This window comes from Haliea sp. E1-2-M8 (genome assembly GCF_030649675.1).
Lineage (GTDB): Bacteria > Pseudomonadota > Gammaproteobacteria > Pseudomonadales > Halieaceae > Haliea.
The window spans coordinates 20,715-43,064 of sequence record NZ_JAUTDR010000027.1 but is presented as its reverse complement, the minus strand read 5'-3'; the positions used below and the strand labels follow the sequence as shown (position 1 = coordinate 43,064).

Here is a 22,350-nt window from a genome sequence, read left to right as displayed (position 1 = left end):
AACTCCATGAGTTATCGTCTGGGCGTGGATGTCGGTGGCACCTTCACCGACCTGCTGCTGATCAACGAGGACACGGGCGCAACCCATACCGCCAAAGTGCCCTCGACGCCGGAGGATTCCTCCATTGGGGTGCTGAACGGTATTGCCCGTATCTGCGAGGAGAGCGGCATCGACCCGACCGCGATTCACCGGGTGATGCACGGCACCACTGTGGCCACCAATGCGGTACTCACCGGGCGCGGTGCCACGGTCGGCCTGGTGACGACCGCCGGTTACGAGGATACCCTGCAGGTGGCTCGCTCCTACTGCCCCGGCGGCCTTGGCGGCTGGGTCAGCTATATCAAGACGCCGCTGCTGGCGCCGCTGGAGCTGACCATTGGCGCCCACGAGCGGATTGGCGCCGATGGCAGTATTGTCACGGGTCTGGACGAGGAGCGGCTGCGCGAGGATCTCAAGGCCCTGCACGCCCGCGGCGGCATCCAGGCCCTGACCATCTGTTTTATCAACGCCTACATCAACGGCGAGCACGAGCGCAGGGCCCGGGATATAGCCAGCGAGATTTTCGGCAGCACGCCGGTGTCGATCTCCAGCGAGGTAGTGCCCGAAATGCAGGAGTACGAGCGTACCGAGACCACCGTGGTGAACTCCTATGTGCGCCCGGAAGTGGCCACCTATGTACGCAACCTGCAGGCCGCCCTGGAGGAGCGCATGGGTGGCAACACCCAGCTCGCGATCCTGCGCTCGGACGGCGGCCTGGCCTCGGCGCGGGCCGCCGAGGAATCACCGGTGAATCTGCTGATGTCCGGCCCCGCCGGCGGCGTTGCCGGCGCGATCTACTTCTGCAGCCGCGCCGGCTTCGACAACATCCTCACCTTCGACATGGGTGGCACCTCCACCGACGTCGCCCTGATCCAGAATTCGAAAGCGCGGGTGCGTCGCGAAACCTATGTCGGCGATGTGCGGGTACGAGCGCCCTCGGTGGACGTGCGTACGGTCGGCGCCGGCGGTGGCTCCATCGCCTTTGTGCCGGAGCTGACCAAGGCCCTTCGGGTGGGGCCGGAATCTGCCGGCGCGGTGCCGGGCCCGGCCTGTTACATGAAGGGCGGCACGGAACCGACCGTCTGCGATGCCAACGTGGTTCTCGGTTACCTGCCCTCGGACGTGCAGTTGGGTGGAAAAATGCAGATCAACCGCGAGGCCTCCGAGGCGGCGGTGCAGAAGGTGGCGGATGCCATGGGCATTCCGCTGATGGAGGCGGCGGAAGGGATCGTGCGCATCGTCAACGAATCCATGTTCGGGGCCCTGCGACTGGTGTCGGTGGAGCAGGGCTACGATCCGCGCGACTTCGCTCTGGTGGGTTTTGGCGGTGCCGGCCCGCTACACGCCAATGCCCTGGGCATGCTCACCAACGCCTGGCCGGTGATCATCCCGCCGGGCCCGGGGGTGCTCTGCGCTTACGGTGATGCCACTACCCAGGTGCAAGACGAGGCCGCCCGCACCTACTTGATGATGGCGGGCGACCTCACCAACGAAAAGCTGCTGGCGGATCTGAAGGAACTGCAGGCGCGGGCGGGGGAGTCCCTGGTCGCCGACGGCATTGCCGCGGAAACTCACGAAGTCACTTTCCAGGCGGACCTGCGCTACATGGGCCAGGCCTTCCAGATCACGATAGACTTTACCGAGGCGGAACTGCGGGAGAAGGGCGTGGCCCTGCTGACCGACGCCTTCGACGCCGAACACGAGCAGTTGTTTACCTTCAAGCTCGGCGACGGCCACGAAGTGCTGATGATTCGCGCCGTTGCCAAGGCCCGCTCAGCGGCGATTGCCGAGTTGCAGACTCGCGCTGCCGGCACCACCCTGGAGCAGTGCCGGATCCACGAAACCCGTTTCTTCCACGACGGCGGCTGGCACGACTGCAGCATCTATGATCGCGGGAAATTGCATGAGGGCCTGGTGGTGCCAGGCCCTGCTATTGTCAGCGAGATGGATTCCACCACCGTGATCCTGCCCGGTTACGATGCCCGGGTCGATGCAGTGGGCAACCTGTTGATCAATCCGCTAGCCTGAGGGGGAACGAACATGAGTGCGAGAATTATCCAGAGCAACGACCAGCCCCTGCAGACTATGGAAGTGGATGGCGTCACGGTCGACATTATTGAGAACGCCCTGCGCAACGCTCGCGAAGAGATGGATGCGGTGCTGTTCCGCACCGCCATGTCGCCGGGCATCCGCGAGCAGGGTGACTGCTTCCCGATGATTGCCAACCGCGAAGGCAAAATGGTGGTGGGCCAGTTCGGTTCCTTTATCGGGCCGTTCCTGCAGGCGTACGACGCGGATATCGAGGAAGGGGACATCATCCTCACCAACGACCCGTACATGTGCAACGCCGCAGTGTCGCACCTGCCGGACTGGGTGGTGCTGGTGCCAGTGTTCAAGGACGGCCGCCATATCGCCTGGTCCGCCATGTTCGGGCATATGTCCGACAACGGCGGCATGGTGCCGGGCTCCATACCCATCGAGGCGACCTCCATCTTCCAGGAAGGCATCCGCATTCCGCCGATCAAGCTGTACAAGAAGGGCGTGCTGCAGGAGGATATCCTCGAGTTGATCCTGCACAACGTGCGCACCCCGCAGTGGAACCGCTTTGACCTCAACGCCCTGGTGGCGGCCTGCAATACCGCGGCCCGCCGCTGCGTGGAGCTGGCCCAGCGCTTTGGTGACGATGTGCTGTTTTCCACCATGGATGTGATGCTGCAGCGCAACCATGCCGCGATGAAGCACATCATCGAAATGTTTATCCCGGAAGAGCCGCGGGAATTCGAGGACTACCTCTGCGACGACGGCATGGGCATGGGTCCCTACCGGATCAAGTGCCGCATGTGGCGCGAAGGCTCGACGGCGATATTCGATTTCGAGGGCACCGACCCGCAGGCCCAGAGCTCGGTGAACTTTTTTCTCAACGAGGACATGTTCAAGATGTTCTTCGGCTCCTTCACCATCAACGTGGTGGACCCGCAGATCGTGTTCAACGACGGCTTCTACGATCTGGTGGACGTGCGCATTCCTGCCGGCACCCTGCTGAAGCCGAAGTTCCCCGCGGCCCTGTCCGGCCGCACCCACGCCCTGGGGCGGATCTTCGACCTGCTCGGGGCGCTGCTGGGCATGGGTGCGCCGGAGCAGATGCTCAACGCCGCCGGTTTCTCCGACTCACCGCATCTGTTCTATTCCGGCTACAAGGACGACGGCGAGTGGTTCCAGCTGTTCCAGATCGGCTTCGGTGGTATTCCCGGGCGGCCCGTGGGCGACGGCCCGGACGGGCACTCCCTGTGGCCGGGCTTCACCAACGTGCCCAATGAATTTATCGAGAGCTATTTCCCGCTGCGCATTGAGCAGTATGCCACCATCCCCGACTCCGGCGGTGCCGGCCTGCACCGGGGGGGTAACGGTCTCAGCGTGGCCTACCGCTTCCTGGCCGACGGAGAGGTCGGTATCCACGACGATCGTTGGCTGACCTACCCCTGGGGTGTGCTGGGGGGCGAGACCGGCATGCGCTCCACCAAGCGCATCGTCCGTGTCGATGGCAGCGAGGAGTGGCTCCCGGCCAAGAAAGAGGGTGTGAAGGTCAAGAAGGGTGATCTGCTGTACTTCAACACCTGGGGTGGTGGCGGTTGGGGTGACCCCTACAAGCGTGACCCGGAGCTGGTGCGTCGGGATGTCCAGCGCCGGTTGGTGACCGCGGAGGGTGCGAAGCGCTACGGCGTCGTTTTTGCGGTCGATGGCAGTATCGATACTGCGGCCACGGAGGCCCTGCGCGCGCAGCGCGTCGCCGCCCGCGGCGCCGACATACCCCTGTTCAACCGCGGCGGCAGCATTGAGGAGCTGCGCGCCCGCTGCGAGCAGGAAACAAACCTGCCGGCACCGGTGGCGCCGACCTTCTCCGCCGCACGCTAGCAGATTTCAGCTTACCCTGTGCGGGTATTGTCCCCACAGGGGTGGTCTGCGTCTTCCTGCTGCTGGCGCCCGTCCTGTCGGCCCAGCCCGCTGACCGACTGCTGCACAACGCCCGCATCTACACCCTCAATCCGGAGCAGCCCTGGGCGGACACCATCGCCATTGCTGGCGACACTATCGTCTACGTCGGCGATTACGCCGGTGCCCGGCCCCATCTCGCCGCCGCTACCCGACAGACCGATCTCGATGGCGGGGACTACCTCCTGCGGCAGCACAAACCAGCGCAGATGTTCGTGGGCGGGTGACAGCTTCAGGTTGGCGGCCATTGCCGTGCGATCCTGCCGCATTAATTCCTGCTCCGCCAGTTCAAGCTGTGCCAGCAGTGACAGCGGCGCCTGACTTGTCGCCACCGCTGCCGGACGCTGCAGCCAGCTCTGATCCGCGAGAGGATCCGGACGCGCCGTCGCCTGGCCCTGAAAACGCCAGACACCGTGCGCGGTATCCACCTGATAGCAGGACAGCAATCGCCAACCGTGTTCCGCCACCAGTTCCAGCGCCCGCAGCAGGTATTCGAACTCCTCCTCATCGATGAAGTAATTGAAGTTCAGCCGCACCCAGCCCGGCCGCAGCAGGCTGGCGCCGGAACTGATAGCGGCTTCCAGCTGCTTGCTGTAGGCCATGTCGAGACCGAGCAGGGCGTGGGCGTAGGGCCCTGCGCAGGAACAGCCACCGCGGGCTTGAATGCCAAACAGGTCATTCAGCAGCGCCACCACGAAGCCGTAGTGCAGGTCGCGTTCCCCGTGGCGGAAGCGCAGGGAGAAAATGGGCAGGCGCGGAGCTTCATGACTGCCCAGCACCTCGATATTGGGGCAGGCCCGCAGCCGTTCCATGGCGCGCTCGGCCAGCGCCGACTCGCGGGCCTGGATGGTGTCGGTGCCCACTGCCTGTTGCAGGGAAAATACCAGGCCGGCGCGAATGGATTCCACGATGGCCGGCGTACCCCCTTCCTCGCGTCGCTCAATGTCACGGCTGTAGACGTGGTCTTCCGGCGTCACATAAATCACCGTGCCGCCTCCCACCATGGCCGGCACCCGATTGCCCAACAGCGCGCTCTTCGCCACCAGAATGCCGGGGGTGCCCGGACCACCGACAAATTTGTGCGGGGACAGGAACACGGCGTCCAGCGGATATTCGCCGTTCATGTCGATGGCCACATAGGGGCCCGCCGCGGCGTAGTCCCAGAACGCGAGGGCGCCGTGCGCCCGCAGCAGACGGGTTACGGCCGCCACATCGCTTTTGATCCCGGTGACATTGGAGGCGGCGGAGAAGCTGCCGATCAGCAGGGAGCGGTGCGCGTGCCGCTGCAGGGCGGATGCCAGCGCTTCGAGGTCTATGCAGCCCTGCGCGTCGAGGGGGATAACCTCCAGCTCGGCGATGCTCTCCCGCCAGGGCAGTTCGTTGGAGTGGTGTTCATAGGGGCCGATAAAGACCACCGGCCGTTCCTCTGCAGGCAGATGCGCCGACAGCTGGCAGCGGGCATCCAGCTCCGCCGGCAGGCGCAGGTTCATCGCATCGATCAGCTTGTTGATGGCAGCGGTGGCCCCGGAGCCGCAAAAGATCACCTTGTCCTCGCTGCCGCCATTGACCGCCCTGCGAACCTGGGCACGGGCCGCTTCCCGCAGGTTCGAAGTGTGGGCGCCGGTAAAGGAAGTCTCTGTATGCGTGTTGGCGTAGTAGGGCAGCACCTGCGCGCGGATGTAGTCCTCGACGAAGTCCAGGCTGCGGCCGGAAGCGGTGTAATCCGCATACACCAGCGGCTTGTCACCGAAAGGCGTGGCGATGGGCCGGCGTTGGCCAATGACGGCCTTGCGGATCCGCTCAAGCAATGGGCTCATGGGCAGTGCTCCTGAATTGATTTTCTGGTGAACCATGCAGTGAAGTCTAGCGCGAGGCAGATGAAACATTGTGCCTATTTGTGTTTTAATCGCGAACATTAACGGATTGATATTTCATTTTAATCTTGAATACCGGAACGTCGTCCCTTTGTCTGGCGCTGGAGGCATCCATGCTCGATTCAACCGACAAACATCTTCTGCGCCTGCTGCAGGTGGATGCCGCACTTTCGGTGGCGGATCTCGCGGAGCGGGTGAGCATCTCCAAATCCGCCTGCTGGCGCCGCCTGCAGAAGCTGGAACAGGGCGGGATCATCCGCCAGCGGGTCACTCTGCTCGATGCCGCCAGGATCGGGCTTGGGCTAACAGTGTTCATCACCCTTCGCACCAACCAGCACAACGAGGCCTGGGCCCAGCGTTTCCGCGAGGTGGTGCAGGGCGTGGAGGGCGTGCTCGAGGTATATCGTCTGGGCGGGCAGTTGGACTATCTGCTGAAGGCGGTCGTCGCCGACATGCCGGACTACGACCGGCTCTACCAGCAACTGATCGGCGCCGATCTGTTCGACGTGTCCGCCAGCTTTGTGATGGAAGAGATCAAGGCAACGACGGTGTTGCCGCTGCAGGATTGAACGGGAGGACCGGCGCGGCGGTAACCCGCGCCGGCCGCGGGGGTCAGGCGAAGTTCTGGTTCACGAACTCCCAGTTCACCAGCGCCCAGAACGCCTCCAGGTATTTGGGGCGGGCATTGCGGTAGTCGATGTAGTAGGCGTGCTCCCACACGTCCACGGTCAGCAGCGGTGTCACCGCGCTGTCGGTCAGCGGAGTCTCCGCATTGCTGGTGTTGACGATGGCGACGCTGCCGTCGCCTTTCTTGACCAGCCAGGTCCAGCCGGAGCCAAAGTTGCCGACGGCGGATTCGCTGAATTCCTTTTTGAAGTCGGCAAAAGAGCCGAAGGCCTTGTCAATCGCAGCGGCTACGGCACCGGTGGCTTCACCGCCGCCGTTGGGGCTCAGGCATTCCCAGTAGAAACTGTGGTTCCAGACCTGGGCGGCATTGTTGAACACGCCGCCGGAGGAGGTCTTGATGATGTCCTCCAGCGATTTGCCTTCGAATTCGGTGCCGGGAACCATGCCATTCAGTTTCTCGACGTAGGTGTTGTGGTGCTTGCCGTAGTGATAGTCGATGGTTTCTTCGGAGATATGCGGCGCCAAAGCATCGCGGGGGTAGGGAAGGGCGGGGAGTTCAAAAGTCATTGTAGGCCTCCAGCAATTTCAGGATGGTTGTGTGGGGTATCGTCCAGACTAATGTTTTGCGACAGGGGCCGATTGTTGCGGCGTCCTGCGCTGTTATTAGAGGAGGTCCAGCGAGGACCTGCAGTATAACTCATTGTGCGCGATCACAGTAATGGACTAAGGTTGTGGCTACGGATTGAAACAAGGGCGCGCCACTGCGGCGGCGCCCACAGCGAGGTAAATCTGTCATGTTGGGTTCCATTCTACTCTTTCTGGTCCTGGTAATCGTTGTGCTTTGGTACCGCCCATCGTTGGTGGCCGGCTCTGTAATCGTGGGGGTAGGCACGCTGTTGCTGACCGAGCTGCACGGGGGAATGTGGCTGGTGCTTTTATTGGTGCTGGGGGTGATTGCCGTGCTCAACGTGGAGGAGTGGCGCCGCCGCTACCTGGTTGCGCCGGTCTACGCCATGCTGCGCGAGGCCATGCCACCGATGAGCAGCACCGAGCGCGAAGCGCTGGAAGCGGGCACTACCTGGTGGGAAAAGGATCTGTTCAGCGGTAAGCCGGACTGGCATCGTTTCGCGGCCATTCAGCCGCCGAAGCTGTCAGAGAAGGAGCAGGCGTTCATCGACAACGAGACCAATGAACTGTGCAGCATGATCGACGAATGGGATGTACACCAGCGCCAGGATCTGTCGCCGGAGGTGTGGGATTTCCTGCGCCAGAAGGGGTTCTTCGGCCTGATTATCCCCGAGTCCTTTGGCGGACGGGATTTCAGCCCCTACGCCCAGAGCCGCATCATGAGCAAGCTCGCCAGCCGCTCCATTACTGCGGCAGTCACCGCAATGGTGCCCAACTCGTTGGGCCCCGGTGAACTGTTGGTCAAGTACGGCACCGAGGAGCAGAAGCAGCACTGGCTACCGGGCCTGGCGGACGGCTCGGAACTGCCCTGTTTCGGCCTGACCGGTCCCGAGGTGGGTTCGGATGCGGGGGCTATCCCGGATATCGGGCTGGTGTGCAAGGGCGAATTCGAAGGCGAGGAAGTGGTCGGTCTGCGGCTCAATTTCCACAAGCGCTGGATTACCCTGGCCCCGGTGGCCACGGTCGTGGGGCTGGCATTCCAGTTGCGCGATCCCGAGGGTTTGCTGGGGGACCCGGAGAAGGTGGAATACGGTATCACCTGTGCCCTGCTGCCAGCCGACCACCCCGGGGTGGAAATCGGGCGCCGCCACAACCCCGGCGCGCCGTTCATGAACGGGCCGATCATGGGCGACGACGTGTTTATCCCGGTGAGCTGGATCATCGGCGGGCCGGAGATGGCGGGCAAGGGTTGGCGCATGCTGATTGAATGCCTGGGTGCCGGCCGCGGCGTGTCCCTGCCGGCGCTGTCCACCGCCAGCGGCGAAATGTGCTACCTGATGGTGGGTGCCTACGCGCGCATCCGTCGCCAGTTCAACATGGAAGTGGGCAAATTCGAGGGCGTGCAGGAAGCGACCGCCGAAATCGCCGCGGGCGCCTACACGCTGGAGGCCATGCGCCAGATGGTCACTCGTGGTCTCGAGGATGGTACGCCCTCGGTGATGACCGCCATGGCCAAGTATCACGCCACCGAGATGATGCGGACACTGGTGAACCACGGCATGGACGTGGTCGGCGGCCGCGGCATCCAGCTCGGCCCGCGCAATTTTCTCGGCGCGGCTTATCACGCGGTGCCAGTGGCAATCACCGTCGAGGGCGCCAATATCCTCACTCGTTCGCTGATGATCTTTGGCCAGGGCGCCATGCGCTGCCACCCCTATCTGTTCGACGAGATGCAGACCCTGGAGGCGGAGGAGACCCACCAGGGGGAGCGCGAGTTCGAGCCGCTGTTCATGCAGCACCTCGGCCATATCAGCAGTAACCTGGCACGGCTGGTAGTGTTGGGGATCAGCGGCGCCTACTTCAGCCCGGTACCCTCGGGTGCGGATGACTTCAGCCGCCGCTGGTATCAGCGCATCAATCACCTGAGCGCGGCGTTGGCTACCTGTGCCGATGTCGCCCTGGGCATCCTCGGCGGCGATCTCAAGCGTCGCGAGTTGCTGTCGGCGCGCCTGGGGGATGTCCACAGCCAGCTGTTCATCTCCAGCAGCATCTTGAAATTCCACGCCACCCAGCCCCGCAGCGAGGAGGGAGATGCCCACGCAGCCTACGCCCTGCAGCATTCGCTGCACGCAGCCCAGGAAGCACTGATTGCCTACTGCGCCAATTTCCAGCCGCGCCCCCTGGGGCTGCTCATGCGGGCCCTGTGCCTGCCCCTGGGGCGGGTTTTCCGGGCACCGGATGACCACCAGATCCGCGAACTGGGAGCACTCGTCATGGAGCCCAACGCTGTGCGCGCAATGCTGGCACAGCATGTCTACGTTAGTCAGGATCCGGAGGATGCGGTTGGCCGGGTGGAGACCACGTACCAGATGCTGTTGCAAGTGGATAAACCCTTCCAGGCCCTGCAGCGGGCCTGGAGCAAGGATGAGCTCGGCGCCGAGACCCTGGACGAGGCGCTGCAGGCGGCCGTGGACAAGCAGATCATTCGTGCCGAGGATGTGGAGCCTCTGCGTGAGTACGATGCCCGCCGCCTGGACTGCGTGCTGACCGACCACTTCGAGACCCTGCTGTGACCGAGGTGCGGGTCTGGGCGTGACCGGCAAACATCCCCAGACGATCACGATCGGCGGCGCCTCGGGCTACTGGGGCGACGCCGCCCTGGCGACACCGCAGCTGCTGGCGGTGGAGGGCCTGGACTATCTCGTCTACGACTATCTGGCTGAGGTCACCATGTCCATCCTGGCCCGCGCCAGGGTGGCGGACCCCGACCAGGGCTACGCCACCGACTTTGTCAGCGCCGCCATGGAGCCCCATTTGCAGCGGATCGCGGAGCGCGGGTGATTGCCAACGCCGGCGGGGTCAACCCCCAGGCCTGCGCGGAGGCGCTGCGCAAACTGATTGCCGCCGAGGGCCTGGATCTGGTGGTGGCGACGGTGCTGGGGGATGACCTGACGCCGTGTACGCAGGAATTTGCCGCACGCAACGGTGAGCGCGCGATCCGGGAAATGTTTTCCGGCGAACCCTTTCCGGAGCCTGCCCGGGTGGCGAGCGCCAATGCCTATCTCGGCGCCTTTCCCATCGCCGAGGCGCTCGACCGCGGCGCCGATATCGTTATCACCGGCCGCTGCGTCGACAGTGCTGTCACCCTCGGCGCCTGTATCCACGCCTTTGCGTGGCAGCCGGATGACTTCGACTGCCTGGCCCAGGGCAGCCTGGCCGGACACATCCTGGAGTGCGGCACCCAGGCCACCGGTGGCAATTTCACCGATTGGGAAACGCTGGCAGAAACGCTCGCCAGTGCCGGCTACCCGCTGGCAAGCATCGCCGCCGACGGCACCTTTGAGGTGAGCAAGCCCGCCGCTACCGGTGGCGCGGTGACCGTCGGCACTGTGGCGGAGCAGATGCTGTATGAGATCGGGGATCCCCAGGCTTATCTGTTGCCGGATGTCAGCTGCGACTTTTCGGGGGTGACCCTGGAGCAGGTAGCGGTAGATCGGGTGCGCGTCACGGGCGCGCGCGGGCACGGCGCGCCGGAGAGCTACAAGGTCTGCGTCACCTGGGCCGACGGCTTTCGCGCCGGCCACATCTGGACCATGGTCAGGCGCGATGCCCGGCGCAAGGCGGAGCTGTTTGCCGAGGGCGTGTTCGCCCGCACCCGTGAGCTGCTGCGCGAGCAGGGGCTGCCGGATCTCTCCGAGACCAGCGTCGAGATCAGCGGTACAGAATCGCATTTTGGCGCGGCCGCCGCGGTCAGCGATGCGCGGGAAGTGGATATCAAGATTGCAGTGAAGCACCCCAGTGCCCGCGGCGTCGCTTTGTTCCTCAAGGAAATGACAGGTATTGCCCTGGCAGCGCCGCCGGGGCTGTGCAGTTTTGCCGGCACGCGGGCCAGGCCCTCGCCCGTGGTGCGCCTGTTCTCTTTCCTGTTGCCGAAAGCCGAATTGGCGCTGACGGTGGCAGTGGACGGGGCGTCGGCAACTTTCACTGAAGCGCAGGTCCGCCCACCCGAGCCTCTGGTGCCGCCGCAGTTACCGGCTGCGTCGCAGGATGATGCTGCGCTGGTGGAGGTGCCGCTGGAGCAGCTGGCCTTCGGACGCAGTGGCGACAAGGGGAACCAGGCCAATATCGGCATTATCGCGCGTCGGCCAGAGTATCTGCCCTGGCTTGCCGCGGCGCTGACCGAGACGCGGGTAGCAGATTTTTTTGCCCATTTCCTGCGGCCCGGGCAGCGGCGGCCGGTAGAGCGTTTTTATCTGCCCGGCAGCCACGCCCTGAATTTTCTGCTGCACGATGTGCTGGCTGGTGGTGGTGTCGCCAGCCTGCGCACGGACCCGCAGGGCAAGGGCTATGCACAGCTGCTGCTGACTGTGTTGGTGCCGGTGCCGGCAGTTCTGCTGTAGACCGCACCGTGCGCACATAACACACAAGGGACCATTTTATTCATGACTGATGCTGTGCCCGTTTTTGAATCCAAGATTGTGCCTGGCAGTGAACGCTACGAAAACAATCAGCGCCAGCAGAGTGAACTGATCGAGCGCATGCGCGCCGCACTGGCGCGCACTGCGGAGCGGTCCAACGCGTCCCAACCCCGCTTCGACAAGCGCGGGCAAATACTGCCCAGGGAGCGGCTGGCGCGCCTGCTGGATCCCGGTAGCCCATTTCTGGAGATCGGCAATATGGCCGGTTTCCTGGTAGACAACGACGATCCTGAGCAGTCGGTGCCCGGCGCCGCGTATATCTGCGGCATCGGCTACATCAATGGCACCCGCTGCATGGTCACAGTCGACGACTCCGGTATCAATGCGGGCGCCATGACCACAACCTCCACTCGCAAGGCAACCCGGGTCATGGACATCGCCCTGCAGCAGAAGCTGCCCTTCGTGCACCTGGTGGAAAGCGCCGGCGCCAACCTGCTGGAATACCGGGTGGAGATGTGGATGGAGGGCGGCGGGGTATTCGCCCGGCTGGCGCGGCTCAGCGCCGCGGGTCTGCCGGTGGTGACGGTGCTGCACGGCGCGTCCGCCGCCGGCGGGGCCTACATGCCCGGCCTTAGCGATTACGTGATTGGCGTCAAGGGCAACGGCAAGGCCTACCTGGCGGGTCCGGCGCTGCTGAAGGCGGCCACCGGCGAAGTGGCAGAGGACGAGCCCCTGGGTGGTGCCGGCATGCACGCCACGGTGTCAGGCCTGGTGGAATATTTGGCCGAGGATGATGCCCACGGTCTCGCACTATGCCGCCAGGTGATCGCCAGCCTGGGCTGGAACCGGCACTGCCCGCAGCCGCCTCCCCGGGACTTTGCGGAACCGCTGTACAGTACGGAGGATCTGCCCGGTATCGTGCCCGTGGATTATCGCCAGCCCTACGACGCGCGCGAAGTGGTGGCGCGGCTGGTGGATGGGTCTGCATTTTTGCAGTTCAAGCCCGACTATGGCCCGGCAACGCTCTGCCTGCAGGCGGCTGTTTACGGCATGCCGGTTGGCATTATCGCCAACAACGGTCCTATTGATCCCAACGCTGCCACCAAGGTGGCCCAGTTCATCCAGCTCTGCGACCAGTCCGACACGTCGCTGCTGTTCCTGCAGAACATCACCGGCTACATGGTGGGCACAGACTACGAACAGGCCGGCATGATCAAGCATGGCAGCAAAATGATCCAGGCGGTTACCAACGCGCGGGTGCCGCGCATCACCCTGATGATCGGCGCCAGTTTTGGCGCCGGCAATTACGGCATGTGCGGCCAGGGTTACGACCCCGATTTCCTGTTCAGCTGGCCCAATACCCAGATCGGGGTAATGGGTGGCGAACAGGCGGCCAGAACCATGACCGAGGTGTTTCGGGCCGGCGCCGCGCGCAAGGGCGTGGCCGTGGATGAGGCGCGAATCGCCGCCCAGGAGGCCAGGGTGATTGCCCATTACGATCGCCAGTCCAGTGCCTTCTATACCTCGGGCCGCATGCTGGACGATGGCCTGATTGATCCTCGCGACAGTCGCAAGGTACTGGGCATGGCCCTGCAGACCTGCTGGGAGGCGCGCCAGCGCCGGGTGTTCCCCAATACCTTCGGCGTGGGGGAGGATGTAGCGATGGATACTTCCAGCGTGCTCTATTGGGCACAAGTGCGCAGCTGCAGCGAGGCAGGGGAGTAAGCGCAATGGCACAGTTTGATAGCGTTCTGGTGGCCAACCGGGGCGAGATTGCGGTGCGGGTTATTCGCTCCGCACAGGCCCAAGGTTACCGTACCATCGCCGTGTACTCCGCCGCCGACGCGGGCGCTCCCCATGTGTTGCTGGCGGATGCAGCGGTGCTGATCGGTCCGGCGCCGGCCAAGCAGTCCTACCTCGACCCCGAACGCATTCTGCAGGCTGCTATGGCCACCAGGGCAGGGGCGATTCATCCCGGATATGGCTTCCTCTCCGAGAACGCGGCCTTTGCCCGCGCCTGTGAGGATACCGGCATGGTCTTTATCGGCCCTTCCGCCGGCGCTATTGAACTCATGGGCAACAAGGCCGCGGCCAAGCGCCTGATGCTGGCGGCCGGTGTGCCCTGTATTCCCGGTTACCAGGGTCAGGACCAGTCCGATGAAACGCTGCTTGCCGCGGCCCAGGAGATTGGGGCGCCGTTGATGGTGAAAGCGGCTGCCGGAGGTGGCGGTCGCGGCATGCGCCTGGTGGCAGACCTGGCCAATCTGCCCGCGGCCCTCGCGGCCGCCCGCTCGGAAGCAGAAAATGCCTTTGGCTCTGGCGAGCTGATTCTGGAGTGGGCGCTGCTGCGGCCCAGGCACGTCGAAATTCAGGTTTTCAGCGACAGTCTGGGCAACCATGTTCATCTGGGTGAGCGCGACTGCTCGGTCCAGCGTCGGCACCAGAAAGTGCTGGAGGAATCGCCCTGTCCGGTACTGACCCCCGAACTACGCGGTGCCATGGGTGACGCGGCGGTCAATGCGGCGCGCAGTATCGACTATTGCGGCGCGGGTACCGTGGAGTTTCTGCTGGACAGCGCAGGCGAATTCTATTTTCTGGAGATGAACACCCGCCTGCAGGTGGAGCATCCGGTTACCGAGATGGTCACCGGGCTGGATCTGGTCGCCCTGCAATTGCAGATTGCCCAGGGCTACCCGCTGCCTGTTGCGCAGGCGGACGTCACCCTGACCGGCCATGCCATCGAGGCGCGCCTGTACGCGGAAGATACGGTCAATGACTTCCTGCCCGCAGCGGGCACAATTCAACGCTGGCAGCCTCCGGTGGGAGACGGCATCCGCGTGGATCACGGCCTCGCCGCGGGGCAGGAAGTGTCGCCGTTCTATGACCCCATGCTGGCCAAGATCATCGCCTGGGGGGAGGATCGCGCCGCCGCCTGCCGGCGCCTGCACCGCGCCCTGCAGACTACGGTGCTGTTCGGTCCCGCCAGTAACCGGCAGTTCCTGCTGGATGTCGTTGCCAACCCCCGGTTCCAGGCTGGCGCCGCCACTACTGCCTTTATTGCTGAAGAGTTTGCGCAGGGGGTGCAGGCGCCGGCCCCCGAGTTGGCGCAGCTCTGCTGCGCCGCGGTGTTGCAGTATCGCGATGGGGTGGCCGCATCGGAGAGAGCGCGCGTTTTTCCCGAGATATCGCTGCGCGGTTGGTCCGGCCTGCGCCACATCAGCGTGCATTACCGCTACCAGATTGCAGAGGAAGAGGATGTTGACGTCTACGTGCAGCAGGTCGGTACCGCTGACTATGTCTGCACTGTAGCGGCGAGCGAACACCCGTTGCGCTGGCTGAATGACGACTGCAGGGGCACTGCAAAGGTGTTGATCGACGGCGTGACCCACCGCCTTTGTTACACCTTGACCGGCCGCGGCGTGGTAAGCCTGCAACTCGGTGGCGCCGCCTGTGAACTTGTGAACCAGCTCGCCTTTACCCGCGGCGACGAGGCGGCGGTCGGCAGCGGCATTGTCAAGGCGCCGATGCATGGCAATGTGCTCCAGGTGCTGGTTGCTCCCGGCGACCGCGTCGTCAAGGGGCAGGAACTGCTGGTGATCGAGGCCATGAAAATGGAGCACCGCCTGCTGGCCCAGGTCAGCGGCGAGGTCAGCGCGGTGCATGTGCAGGCGGGGGTACAGGCAGCAGCGGGGGCGACGGTTCTGGAGATCAGCGAATCCTGAGCTGAACCTTGTACTCGTCATCTTCAGCGGCAACAATAACCCCATGTTCGATCTCATCTCACAGCGCCTGTTCGCAATGCCGCCCCGGGAGACCTTGTATCACTACACGACCCTGAGTGGCCTGCTGGGTATCGTCGACAGTGCCGAGCTGCGCTGTAGCGACATCCGCTACATGAACGACTCAACCGAGCTGCGCCATACCCTGGATCTTCTGGGCGAGCAGGTAACCCAGCGCATCGTCGCCGGGGTGGACAACCCGGCCTTGCTCACCACTTTCCTCGACTGGCTCACCTACCGTGTGGTGAGCGGCCCCATGCTGTTCTGCGCCTCTTTCCGCGGCAATGGCAATCTGCTCAGCCAGTGGCGCGGCTACAGCGTTCACGGCAAGGGCGTGAGCCTCGGCTTCGCACCGGAACACATCCTCGATTGCGCCCGGCGCCAGCATTTTGAAGTGGGGCACTGCGTTTACGCGCCCTCGCAGCAGGAAAAGATGATCAATGAAATCATCGATGCGGTGGAAGCACTGGCCGAAGAGAGTGATGAAACCGATGAGACCGCAAGCCAGAACCGGCAGTGGGTGCGTCGCTTTCAGACAATCGAGGGTGACCTGCTGCGTATTGCCGCTGTGCTCAAGCACCCGGCTTTCGAGGAGGAGCAGGAGTGGCGCATTGTGTCACCGATGATCGGTGATACAGCTTCCGGCAAGGTGCAATTTCGTGAGGGTAACTCCATGCTGATTCCCTGGTTCCCTCTCGATCTGCGGGATGAGCAGGGCCGGTTGGCGATTGAGCACGCCTTCCTCGGCCCTACCGGCAATATCGACCTGTCAATGAACTCACTGGCCCTGTACCTGCAGGGCCGCGGCGCGTCGCCCCGCCGCGACATCACTTACTGCGATATCCCCTATCGCAAACGCTGAGTCTCCCCGGATGATGGAGGCGACTATTCAGCGGGACGTTCCCGATACCACTGGCTCATGTCGTCGTACAGTTCGCCTTTGAGCAGATACAGCGGTGCCGGGTGGTAGATCCTGATGTCGTGAATGGGATCGGTAATGATCTTGGTGGCCCACACCAGGCCCGATTGCACCCCCTTCAGGAAAAACAGATGCACGGTGCGAAACACTACCGCGCCGACCCCGGTGAAGAACCAGAGAATCGCGGTGTTATGCAGGAAACCCTTGCTCACCTGGTGGTCTGTGAGCAGGCCCAGAAGACTCGGGCTGATCCAGAGCAGGGCGGGCAGGGCGACCCAGATCGACAGTAGTACCACTTTGCGCTGCAGGTTGTAGCCCACCTTGACGCTCTCCTTGTACTCGTGGCTGGCCTGGTTGATCTCGTCCCAGGTCTTGGGTTCGAAGAAGAAGTGGCCGACCTGGCGCAACACCATGGCCAGCAGCCAGCCAATCATCACCGCCACCACGGGGTCGACCAGAAGCAGCAGATAGCTGGCGATAAAACAGCAGGCACTGAGCAGATGCAGCGACTGGTTGACCCGGTTGTGGTGGTAGTAGCGGTGGTCGTCCCAGCGCTGCTGGTGGAGTTCTTCAGCAAAGGTCATGACAATATCTCCGGTGGTGACGCAGTGTCTTGGGTGGATTGGGAGTGTTCCCCGGCAGTATCCCGTTGCAGCAGGGCCTGCCCCATCTGGACCCGGCTGCCGGTCTCGGTGTCGGGGCAAAACAGGTGGTTGCCGGTGGCAAACAGGATGATGGTGGAGCCATGCTGGAAATAACCCAGTTCATCGCCCTTGCGCACGCTTGCCTTACAGTTGATTCGCTGCGGTCCGCGGTAATGCAAGTCCAGTGCTGTGTCCAGGCAGTGCAGTTTGATGCTCGCGACGAGAATGGCAGCTACGGGTACCAGACAGACAGCGCTGTCCGGGCGCTCTGTCTGCAGCGGCAGTACCGCCCGCTCATTTTTGCAGTAGAGCCTTGCAACGCGTTTCAATGCGATCGGGTTCACATTCCAGGTATCCCCGGCAATGTAGGTGACCTGTTCCAGCGTGCAGTTCACCGGTGCATGGAAGCGGTGATACATGCTGGATTTGAGCCTCAGGGTAACGAAAACCCCGTCCCGATATTGTTCCTGCAGTTCACGGTCCGGGATGAGATCCGCCAGTTCGTAGGGAAAGCCCTTGGCCTGGAACAGGGTCGTGCCCATGATCCTGCCGCGGGCGCCGACAATGGCATCGCAGGGGCTGGTGACAATATCCGGGTGCGTATCCACAGTGCGCGCACCGGGTTTTAGCTCGCGAGTGAAGCAGGCCTGCAGACTGGTGAAGCGCCGCGTCTTCGCCTCTTCGAGGTTGAGGTCATCCGCAAACAGGCGCCACAGGGCTATTGCCACGCGTGTCAGCAGCGGGCTTTCGATACGGCTGAACCAGCCCATGAACTGTGTCGCCAGCCGCCGTGGGATGCGGTTGGTGAGGAGAAAGTTGAGCTGCTCTTGCTGGCTCAGTTGGCGGATCAGCTGGTTCACTGCTCAGGCCACCGAACGCTGCTTGATGGAGCCCGCGCGCAACGGCAGGTCAAGATTGCGCAGGTACTCATCCATGATTGCACCACCTTCGTATTCCGCGGCACGAGCCCTGGCGCCGGTACGCATTGCCGCGTGCCGGTCCGGTTGCTGGAAGTGAGCCACGATACGGGCGGCAAACTCGATCTCGTCCGCAGCCAGGTATCCGCTAACCCCCGGCTGGATAATGTCTGCAGGGCCCTTGGTGGCATAGGCCACCGCGGGCATACCGTGGGCAAACGCCTCCAGCAGCACGTTGCCGAAAGTGTCAAAACGCGAAGGGAACACGAACAGGTCCAGACCCTGGTACAGTTGGGCGAGTCGAGTTTGATCGGTCCAGCCCAGAAACACGGCGTCCGGCAACTGCTGTCGCAGTGCTTCTTCCTCCGGGCCGGAGCCCGCTATTACCAGTCGCAGATCCGGCAGTGCCTGCCGCGCCCTGGCGAGAATCTGCGGCAGATCCCCCAGGCCCTTTTCCTGGCTGAGACGGCAGGCAATAAACAGTACCGGAGTTTCTGCGGTGGCGTCGGGGAACAACTTTCGCTTCTCCACCGGCAGGATGTCCGTAGCGGCCTCGGGCGCCTGATGCGCAGTGAGAAATACCCGTGTCGGCTCCAGTTCCATCTCATGACCTGTCAGCCAGCGTTTGTGCTCTGTGTTCAGCACAAAAACGCCGTCGAACTGCTGGTAGAGCAGTCGCAGCAGGCGCCGTATGCGATCGCGCTCGTGAGGCGTGGCGTCAGTCGTCGCCTTGATGTACTCAAGCCAGTCGGTGTGCATGAAAAAGTAGCAGCGTACATTGAACATGTACTTGAGAAACAACGCGACCAGGACCATGGGGCCTTCGGTAGAGCAGACGACGCGATCATAGCCACCTTCGTAGAACGCACGGCCAATCTGCAGCAGGTCGGGAATTCTTAGCTGCTGGCCACCGGTGTCGGGCAGGGTGTAACTCGCCAGCGGCTTGAACACCAGCAGGTGAGGCTCCGGCGCCCGCTCGGGGTCGCAGACCAGCAGGTCGATCGGCAGGTCTCTCTGCTGAATCTGCCGTAGCTTGCCGGTCAGGGAGCTGGACACGCCATTCCTGTCAAACAGGGTATCGGTGAGGTGCAGGGCCCGACAATTATGGCTGTTGCTGCCAAGGTGCTGGGCAAAATTGTTGAGAAACTGTCGATTCTGGTAGAGCAAACGCGTACTGGCCACGGTAGCGCCCGCCAGAACCGCCGAGATCATCAGCGGAAATGAAATGCTGTCCAGCAGTTCCGTGACCTTGCGCCCGCTGGTATGGCGATGTGGATTGTCGCCACCGAATACCAGAGCGCTCAGTTGAGCTGGAATCTCGAAATTGCGGGTCAGCTCTTCGGTGGAAAAACGCAGGGCCTTGTTGTCGGACGTCACCAGCCCGGACTTCTCAACTTTCGCTATCAGCAGACGATTCAGATCGGTAAAAAGTTCGCCGATAGACTGGTTTACTGTCGCCACGAACTGTTCAGGCGTTCCCTGCTTGCTGGCGGCGATCCGCTGCAGATGGGTGAGGCAGAAGCGGTATTTTTTGGCGACCTTCCACTTCAGCATGCGGTTGGGCTTCTTGCCCTGGAGGGCGTCGTGAACAAACTCGAAAAACTTGCGGGCGTGCTTCTTTTTCTGCAGTTCCAGCATAGTATTGCTGATTGCCAGACAGGCAAGCTTGTCGCGGGTTTCACCGCGGTGTAGAAGAATCCGCAGCAAGCCGGGATCCTGAATGCGTGTGGCTACCTGGGAAAAGTAATCCAGCAGCGCGATATTGAGTTTCTGGTTTTCGCCGACGTGGCCATATGGCGCAATGCGCCCTTTGCGAATGGCTTCCAGCGCCAGCGCAGACGGCTTCTCCCGGAGCAGGCGGTATTGCAGGTCAGGTACTTCCAGAAAGGAGCCACACTGTCCGGCAAAAATTCCCATGTGGTCATCCGATCCACCGGTCAGCACCTTTGGGCGTTGCGGATCCACACCGAAATCGTCGGGGTTCAGCCGGTGCTTGCGGCCCCACGCCTGCATTTTCTCCGGGGTGATGCCACGGGCCCAGTTGAGTGTCAGCGTCGACTGCCAGAGGTCGCGCTGCCCGTTCAGGACCTCGACCCGCTGGAACAGGAGCGCCAGCAGTTCGAACACGGCGGGATCGACCTTTCCGGTGTGGGCATACAAAAACAGTGGGTGCGGCAGAATCACCGGCAGATCATGCTCCGCAGCGTAGCGCAGAAACTGATAGATATCGCGTCGGTGGCGATTGAGAATTTCTTCCTGTGCTGGGCTGAAGCCATAGGTCAGTACATGCACAAACAGGTCACGATCGGGAAAGTGACAGGTGAATTCGGCACCCACCAGCACATCCTCTCCCTTTTCCAGTAGCTGCCAGCAGGATCGCGCATTGTTGTGATTGGTTACGGTAACAACATCACTGCCGTGCTGGCGCAGGCATTGCACCAGCTTTTTGCTCTCCAGCCAGGTCTCGGGCAATCGCAGTATCCGTCCCCAGAGCTCATCCGGTTGGTCGCTGTTGAGGTCGTGGCAGTGCAGGTCGATGCGGAGCCGATTTTCCTCAGCAAAACGTGTCTCCTCCTGCTCCAGAAAGCTGTTGAATCCGCTTGCGAGTGATGGCCGGAAATCAGCCTGGCGGGCGCGATCAAAATGGGTGACAGTCATGGCGTTCTCCCGGTGATGGCGTCGATACTGTCGGTCGCTGCGGATGAGCGACCGGCCGCTGGCTGCAGACCGAATCTGGCGCGCAGCATTTCCATTGCCAACTGGCGCTGGATTGTGTGATGGGTGAGTTGCTCTGTCTGCCACCACCAGCCGTCCATGGCCATTTGCCGGGCCGCGTCAAGAAATCGTTGCATGACCGCCGCAAAGTCGTCGTCTGAATAGTTGAGACTCATGATCAGGCGGCCACTGCCGACCCAGGAAAGCTCCAGGCCCTGATCGCGCAGGTAGAACTGAAACATCCAGTTGTAACGGGAGGGGATTGTATAGAGCACAGTCCAGATGCTATGCATGTTGACTAACCGAACAGGGAGCTGGGCGGCGGCGAGCTGGTCATTCAGCTGCTTTGCTCTCTCGTTCCACAGTGCATCCGCGTCCCGGTAAAGGGACTGGTAATACGACTCATCCAGACGCTGCAGGAAAACGTTCATGGCGGCCATGACATAGGGATGAGAGTTGAAGGTGCCGCGGGCAAAGGCAATATTCGCCGGCTGCTCTTGCTTGAAACGTTTCATCAGCTGCTGGCTGCCGCACAGTACACCCACGGGCAGGCCACCACCCAGGGTCTTGCCGTAGGTCACCATGTCGGCCTGGATGCCGAAGTATTCCTGCGCGCCGCGGTGGGCAAGTCGGAAGCCGGTGAAGACTTCATCGAAGATCAGCACGATCCCACGCCGCGTGCACACCTCGCGCACTTGCTCCAGCCAGCGGGTGTAGCTGGTGCGGTCAAAATGTGCGCTGCGGCTGCTGCTAACCAGGGTGGCATCACCGGCTGCATCCGCGTTGGGATGCAGGGCCTGCAGCGGGTTGATCAGGACGCAGGCGATGTCCCGGCGGGTTTCCAGCACGCTGAGAGTGCGCGCGCTGAGGTCGCGCAATGTGTAGACGTCGCCGGTCTTGCGCTGGTTGCCCACACCCGGTTGCACGCCGTCCCACCAGCCGTGGTAGGCGCCACACAGGCGGACCAGGTGTGAACGTCCGGTGTGATAGCGGGCAAGACGCACCGCCTGCATCACCGCCTCGGTGCCGGACATGTGGAAGGATACTTCATCCAGGCCGGAAATGGTCTGCAGCCGTTTCACGTTGTCCTTGATTACCGGGTGGTAGGGGCCGAGTACCGGTCCCAGCGGCCCGGCAATACGCATGGCCTCTGCAAGGCATTCCTTGTAGAAATCGTAGCCGAAAACGTTTACGCCGTAGGATCCCGACAGGTCGTAGCGCCAGTTGCCGTCGATATCGCGCAGGCGAACCCCGTCGCTGCCGTCGACAATGGAGCCCTGGCGCAGGGCTTTGGCCAGACCATCCCGGTAGGGGAAGGGCACGCGGTAGGCGCTGGTGAAGTCTACATCGGAAATACCGGTGTCCAGCGTTGCACCGAACTCGAGGCTTTTGGGGCAGCGGGTGTGCAGATGTCGCAATAGCCTGGCGAATCCCGTCCGTCGCTGGTCAGCAACATCGTGTGGCGCGCCATCACTGCTGAAGTAGTGCTCCGGTCCAAAACTGTAATAGGGTACCAGGCGGGCTATCCGGCGCGACCATTTGGCGTGGCCGCGCAGGGAGGGATGTTTGGCCAGCGACAGACGCAGCCTGCTCCAGAGCAGGTAGCTGAAAACCAGTGCCGCTGGTACAAGCAGGAGATAGGTTTCGATACTGTTGGGCATGAGCTTCCCGCGCCATGGCAACTGCGCATGACGCAGTTACCGTTGGTTTGGTCCACAATGCGCTGCTTTGATTGCAGTGGTCTTACAGTTTCGGGAAGCTTTTGTTGCAGTGGAAGAGGCCTGCGCAAGGCGCAGGCCCT

At 62.8% G+C, this 22,350-nt stretch carries 13 protein-coding genes and 1 pseudogene; 8 read left to right on the top strand and 6 right to left on the bottom strand.

Features of this window, described 5'->3' with window-relative positions; genetic code table 11:
- The first annotated feature begins 6 nt into the window (after positions 1-6).
- Together Q6D67_RS18085 and Q6D67_RS18080 are read left to right on the top strand one after the other, a co-directional pair.
- Positions 7-2,067 carry a hydantoinase/oxoprolinase family protein gene (locus Q6D67_RS18085; RefSeq protein WP_304707074.1) on the top strand — a complete coding sequence of 687 codons (2,061 nt, stop codon included), beginning with the start codon at positions 7-9 and terminating at the stop codon, positions 2,065-2,067.
- A gap of 12 nt (positions 2,068-2,079) precedes the next feature.
- On the top strand, positions 2,080-3,951 hold the full coding sequence (locus tag Q6D67_RS18080; protein WP_304707073.1) for a hydantoinase B/oxoprolinase family protein: 1,872 nt from the start codon (positions 2,080-2,082) through the stop codon (positions 3,949-3,951).
- A gap of 11 nt (positions 3,952-3,962) precedes the next feature.
- On the opposite strand, the gene Q6D67_RS18075 is transcribed toward Q6D67_RS18080, so the two are convergent.
- Positions 3,963-5,846, bottom strand: a complete 1,884-nt coding sequence (locus tag Q6D67_RS18075; protein WP_304707072.1) for an aminotransferase class V-fold PLP-dependent enzyme — start codon at positions 5,844-5,846, stop codon at positions 3,963-3,965.
- Positions 5,847-6,016: 170 nt separating this feature from the next.
- Here Q6D67_RS18075 and Q6D67_RS18070 point away from each other — a divergent pair, with 170 nt between their 5' ends.
- Complete coding sequence (locus Q6D67_RS18070; protein WP_304707071.1) at positions 6,017-6,472, top strand: Lrp/AsnC family transcriptional regulator; 456 nt, start codon at positions 6,017-6,019, stop codon at positions 6,470-6,472.
- Positions 6,473-6,515: 43 nt separating this feature from the next.
- Here Q6D67_RS18070 and sodB read toward each other — a convergent pair whose 3' ends face one another.
- Positions 6,516-7,097, bottom strand: a complete 582-nt coding sequence (gene sodB, locus Q6D67_RS18065; RefSeq protein WP_304707070.1) for a superoxide dismutase [Fe] — start codon at positions 7,095-7,097, stop codon at positions 6,516-6,518.
- A gap of 227 nt (positions 7,098-7,324) precedes the next feature.
- On the opposite strand from sodB, the gene Q6D67_RS18060 reads away from it, so the two are divergent.
- The 5 genes and pseudogenes from Q6D67_RS18060 to Q6D67_RS18035 all read left to right on the top strand — a co-directional run bounded on the left by Q6D67_RS18060 (position 7,325) and on the right by Q6D67_RS18035 (position 16,216).
- A complete protein-coding gene (locus Q6D67_RS18060; RefSeq protein WP_304707069.1) occupies positions 7,325-9,730 on the top strand; it encodes an acyl-CoA dehydrogenase in 2,406 nt (801 codons plus the stop codon).
- Between the two features lie 19 nt (positions 9,731-9,749).
- Positions 9,750-11,557, top strand: a pseudogene (locus Q6D67_RS18050) (acyclic terpene utilization AtuA family protein).
- 42 nt (positions 11,558-11,599) lie between these two features.
- Positions 11,600-13,300 carry an acyl-CoA carboxylase subunit beta gene (locus tag Q6D67_RS18045; protein ID WP_304707066.1) on the top strand — a complete coding sequence of 567 codons (1,701 nt, stop codon included), beginning with the start codon at positions 11,600-11,602 and terminating at the stop codon, positions 13,298-13,300.
- 5 nt (positions 13,301-13,305) lie between these two features.
- Complete coding sequence (locus Q6D67_RS18040; RefSeq protein ID WP_304707065.1) at positions 13,306-15,297, top strand: biotin carboxylase N-terminal domain-containing protein; 1,992 nt, start codon at positions 13,306-13,308, stop codon at positions 15,295-15,297.
- Between the two features lie 43 nt (positions 15,298-15,340).
- Complete coding sequence (locus Q6D67_RS18035) at positions 15,341-16,216, top strand: DUF2971 domain-containing protein (RefSeq protein WP_304707064.1); 876 nt, start codon at positions 15,341-15,343, stop codon at positions 16,214-16,216.
- A gap of 23 nt (positions 16,217-16,239) precedes the next feature.
- On the opposite strand, the gene Q6D67_RS18030 is transcribed toward Q6D67_RS18035, so the two are convergent.
- Genes Q6D67_RS18030 through Q6D67_RS18015 form a run of 4 tightly spaced genes read right to left on the bottom strand, consistent with a single transcriptional unit; the run spans position 16,240 to position 22,210 of the window.
- Positions 16,240-16,857, bottom strand: a complete 618-nt coding sequence (locus Q6D67_RS18030; RefSeq protein ID WP_304707063.1) for a hypothetical protein — start codon at positions 16,855-16,857, stop codon at positions 16,240-16,242.
- Positions 16,854-17,777, bottom strand: a complete 924-nt coding sequence (gene asd / locus Q6D67_RS18025; RefSeq protein WP_304707062.1) for an archaetidylserine decarboxylase — start codon at positions 17,775-17,777, stop codon at positions 16,854-16,856. The genes Q6D67_RS18030 and asd overlap by 4 nt, the downstream gene beginning before the upstream one ends.
- A gap of 3 nt (positions 17,778-17,780) precedes the next feature.
- On the bottom strand, positions 17,781-20,492 hold the full coding sequence (locus tag Q6D67_RS18020; RefSeq protein ID WP_304707061.1) for a glycosyltransferase: 2,712 nt from the start codon (positions 20,490-20,492) through the stop codon (positions 17,781-17,783).
- Positions 20,489-22,210: an aminotransferase class III-fold pyridoxal phosphate-dependent enzyme gene (locus Q6D67_RS18015; protein WP_304707060.1), complete on the bottom strand. Its 1,722-nt coding sequence runs from the start codon at positions 22,208-22,210 to the stop codon at positions 20,489-20,491. The genes Q6D67_RS18020 and Q6D67_RS18015 overlap by 4 nt, the downstream gene beginning before the upstream one ends.
- Positions 22,211-22,350 lie beyond the last annotated feature (140 nt).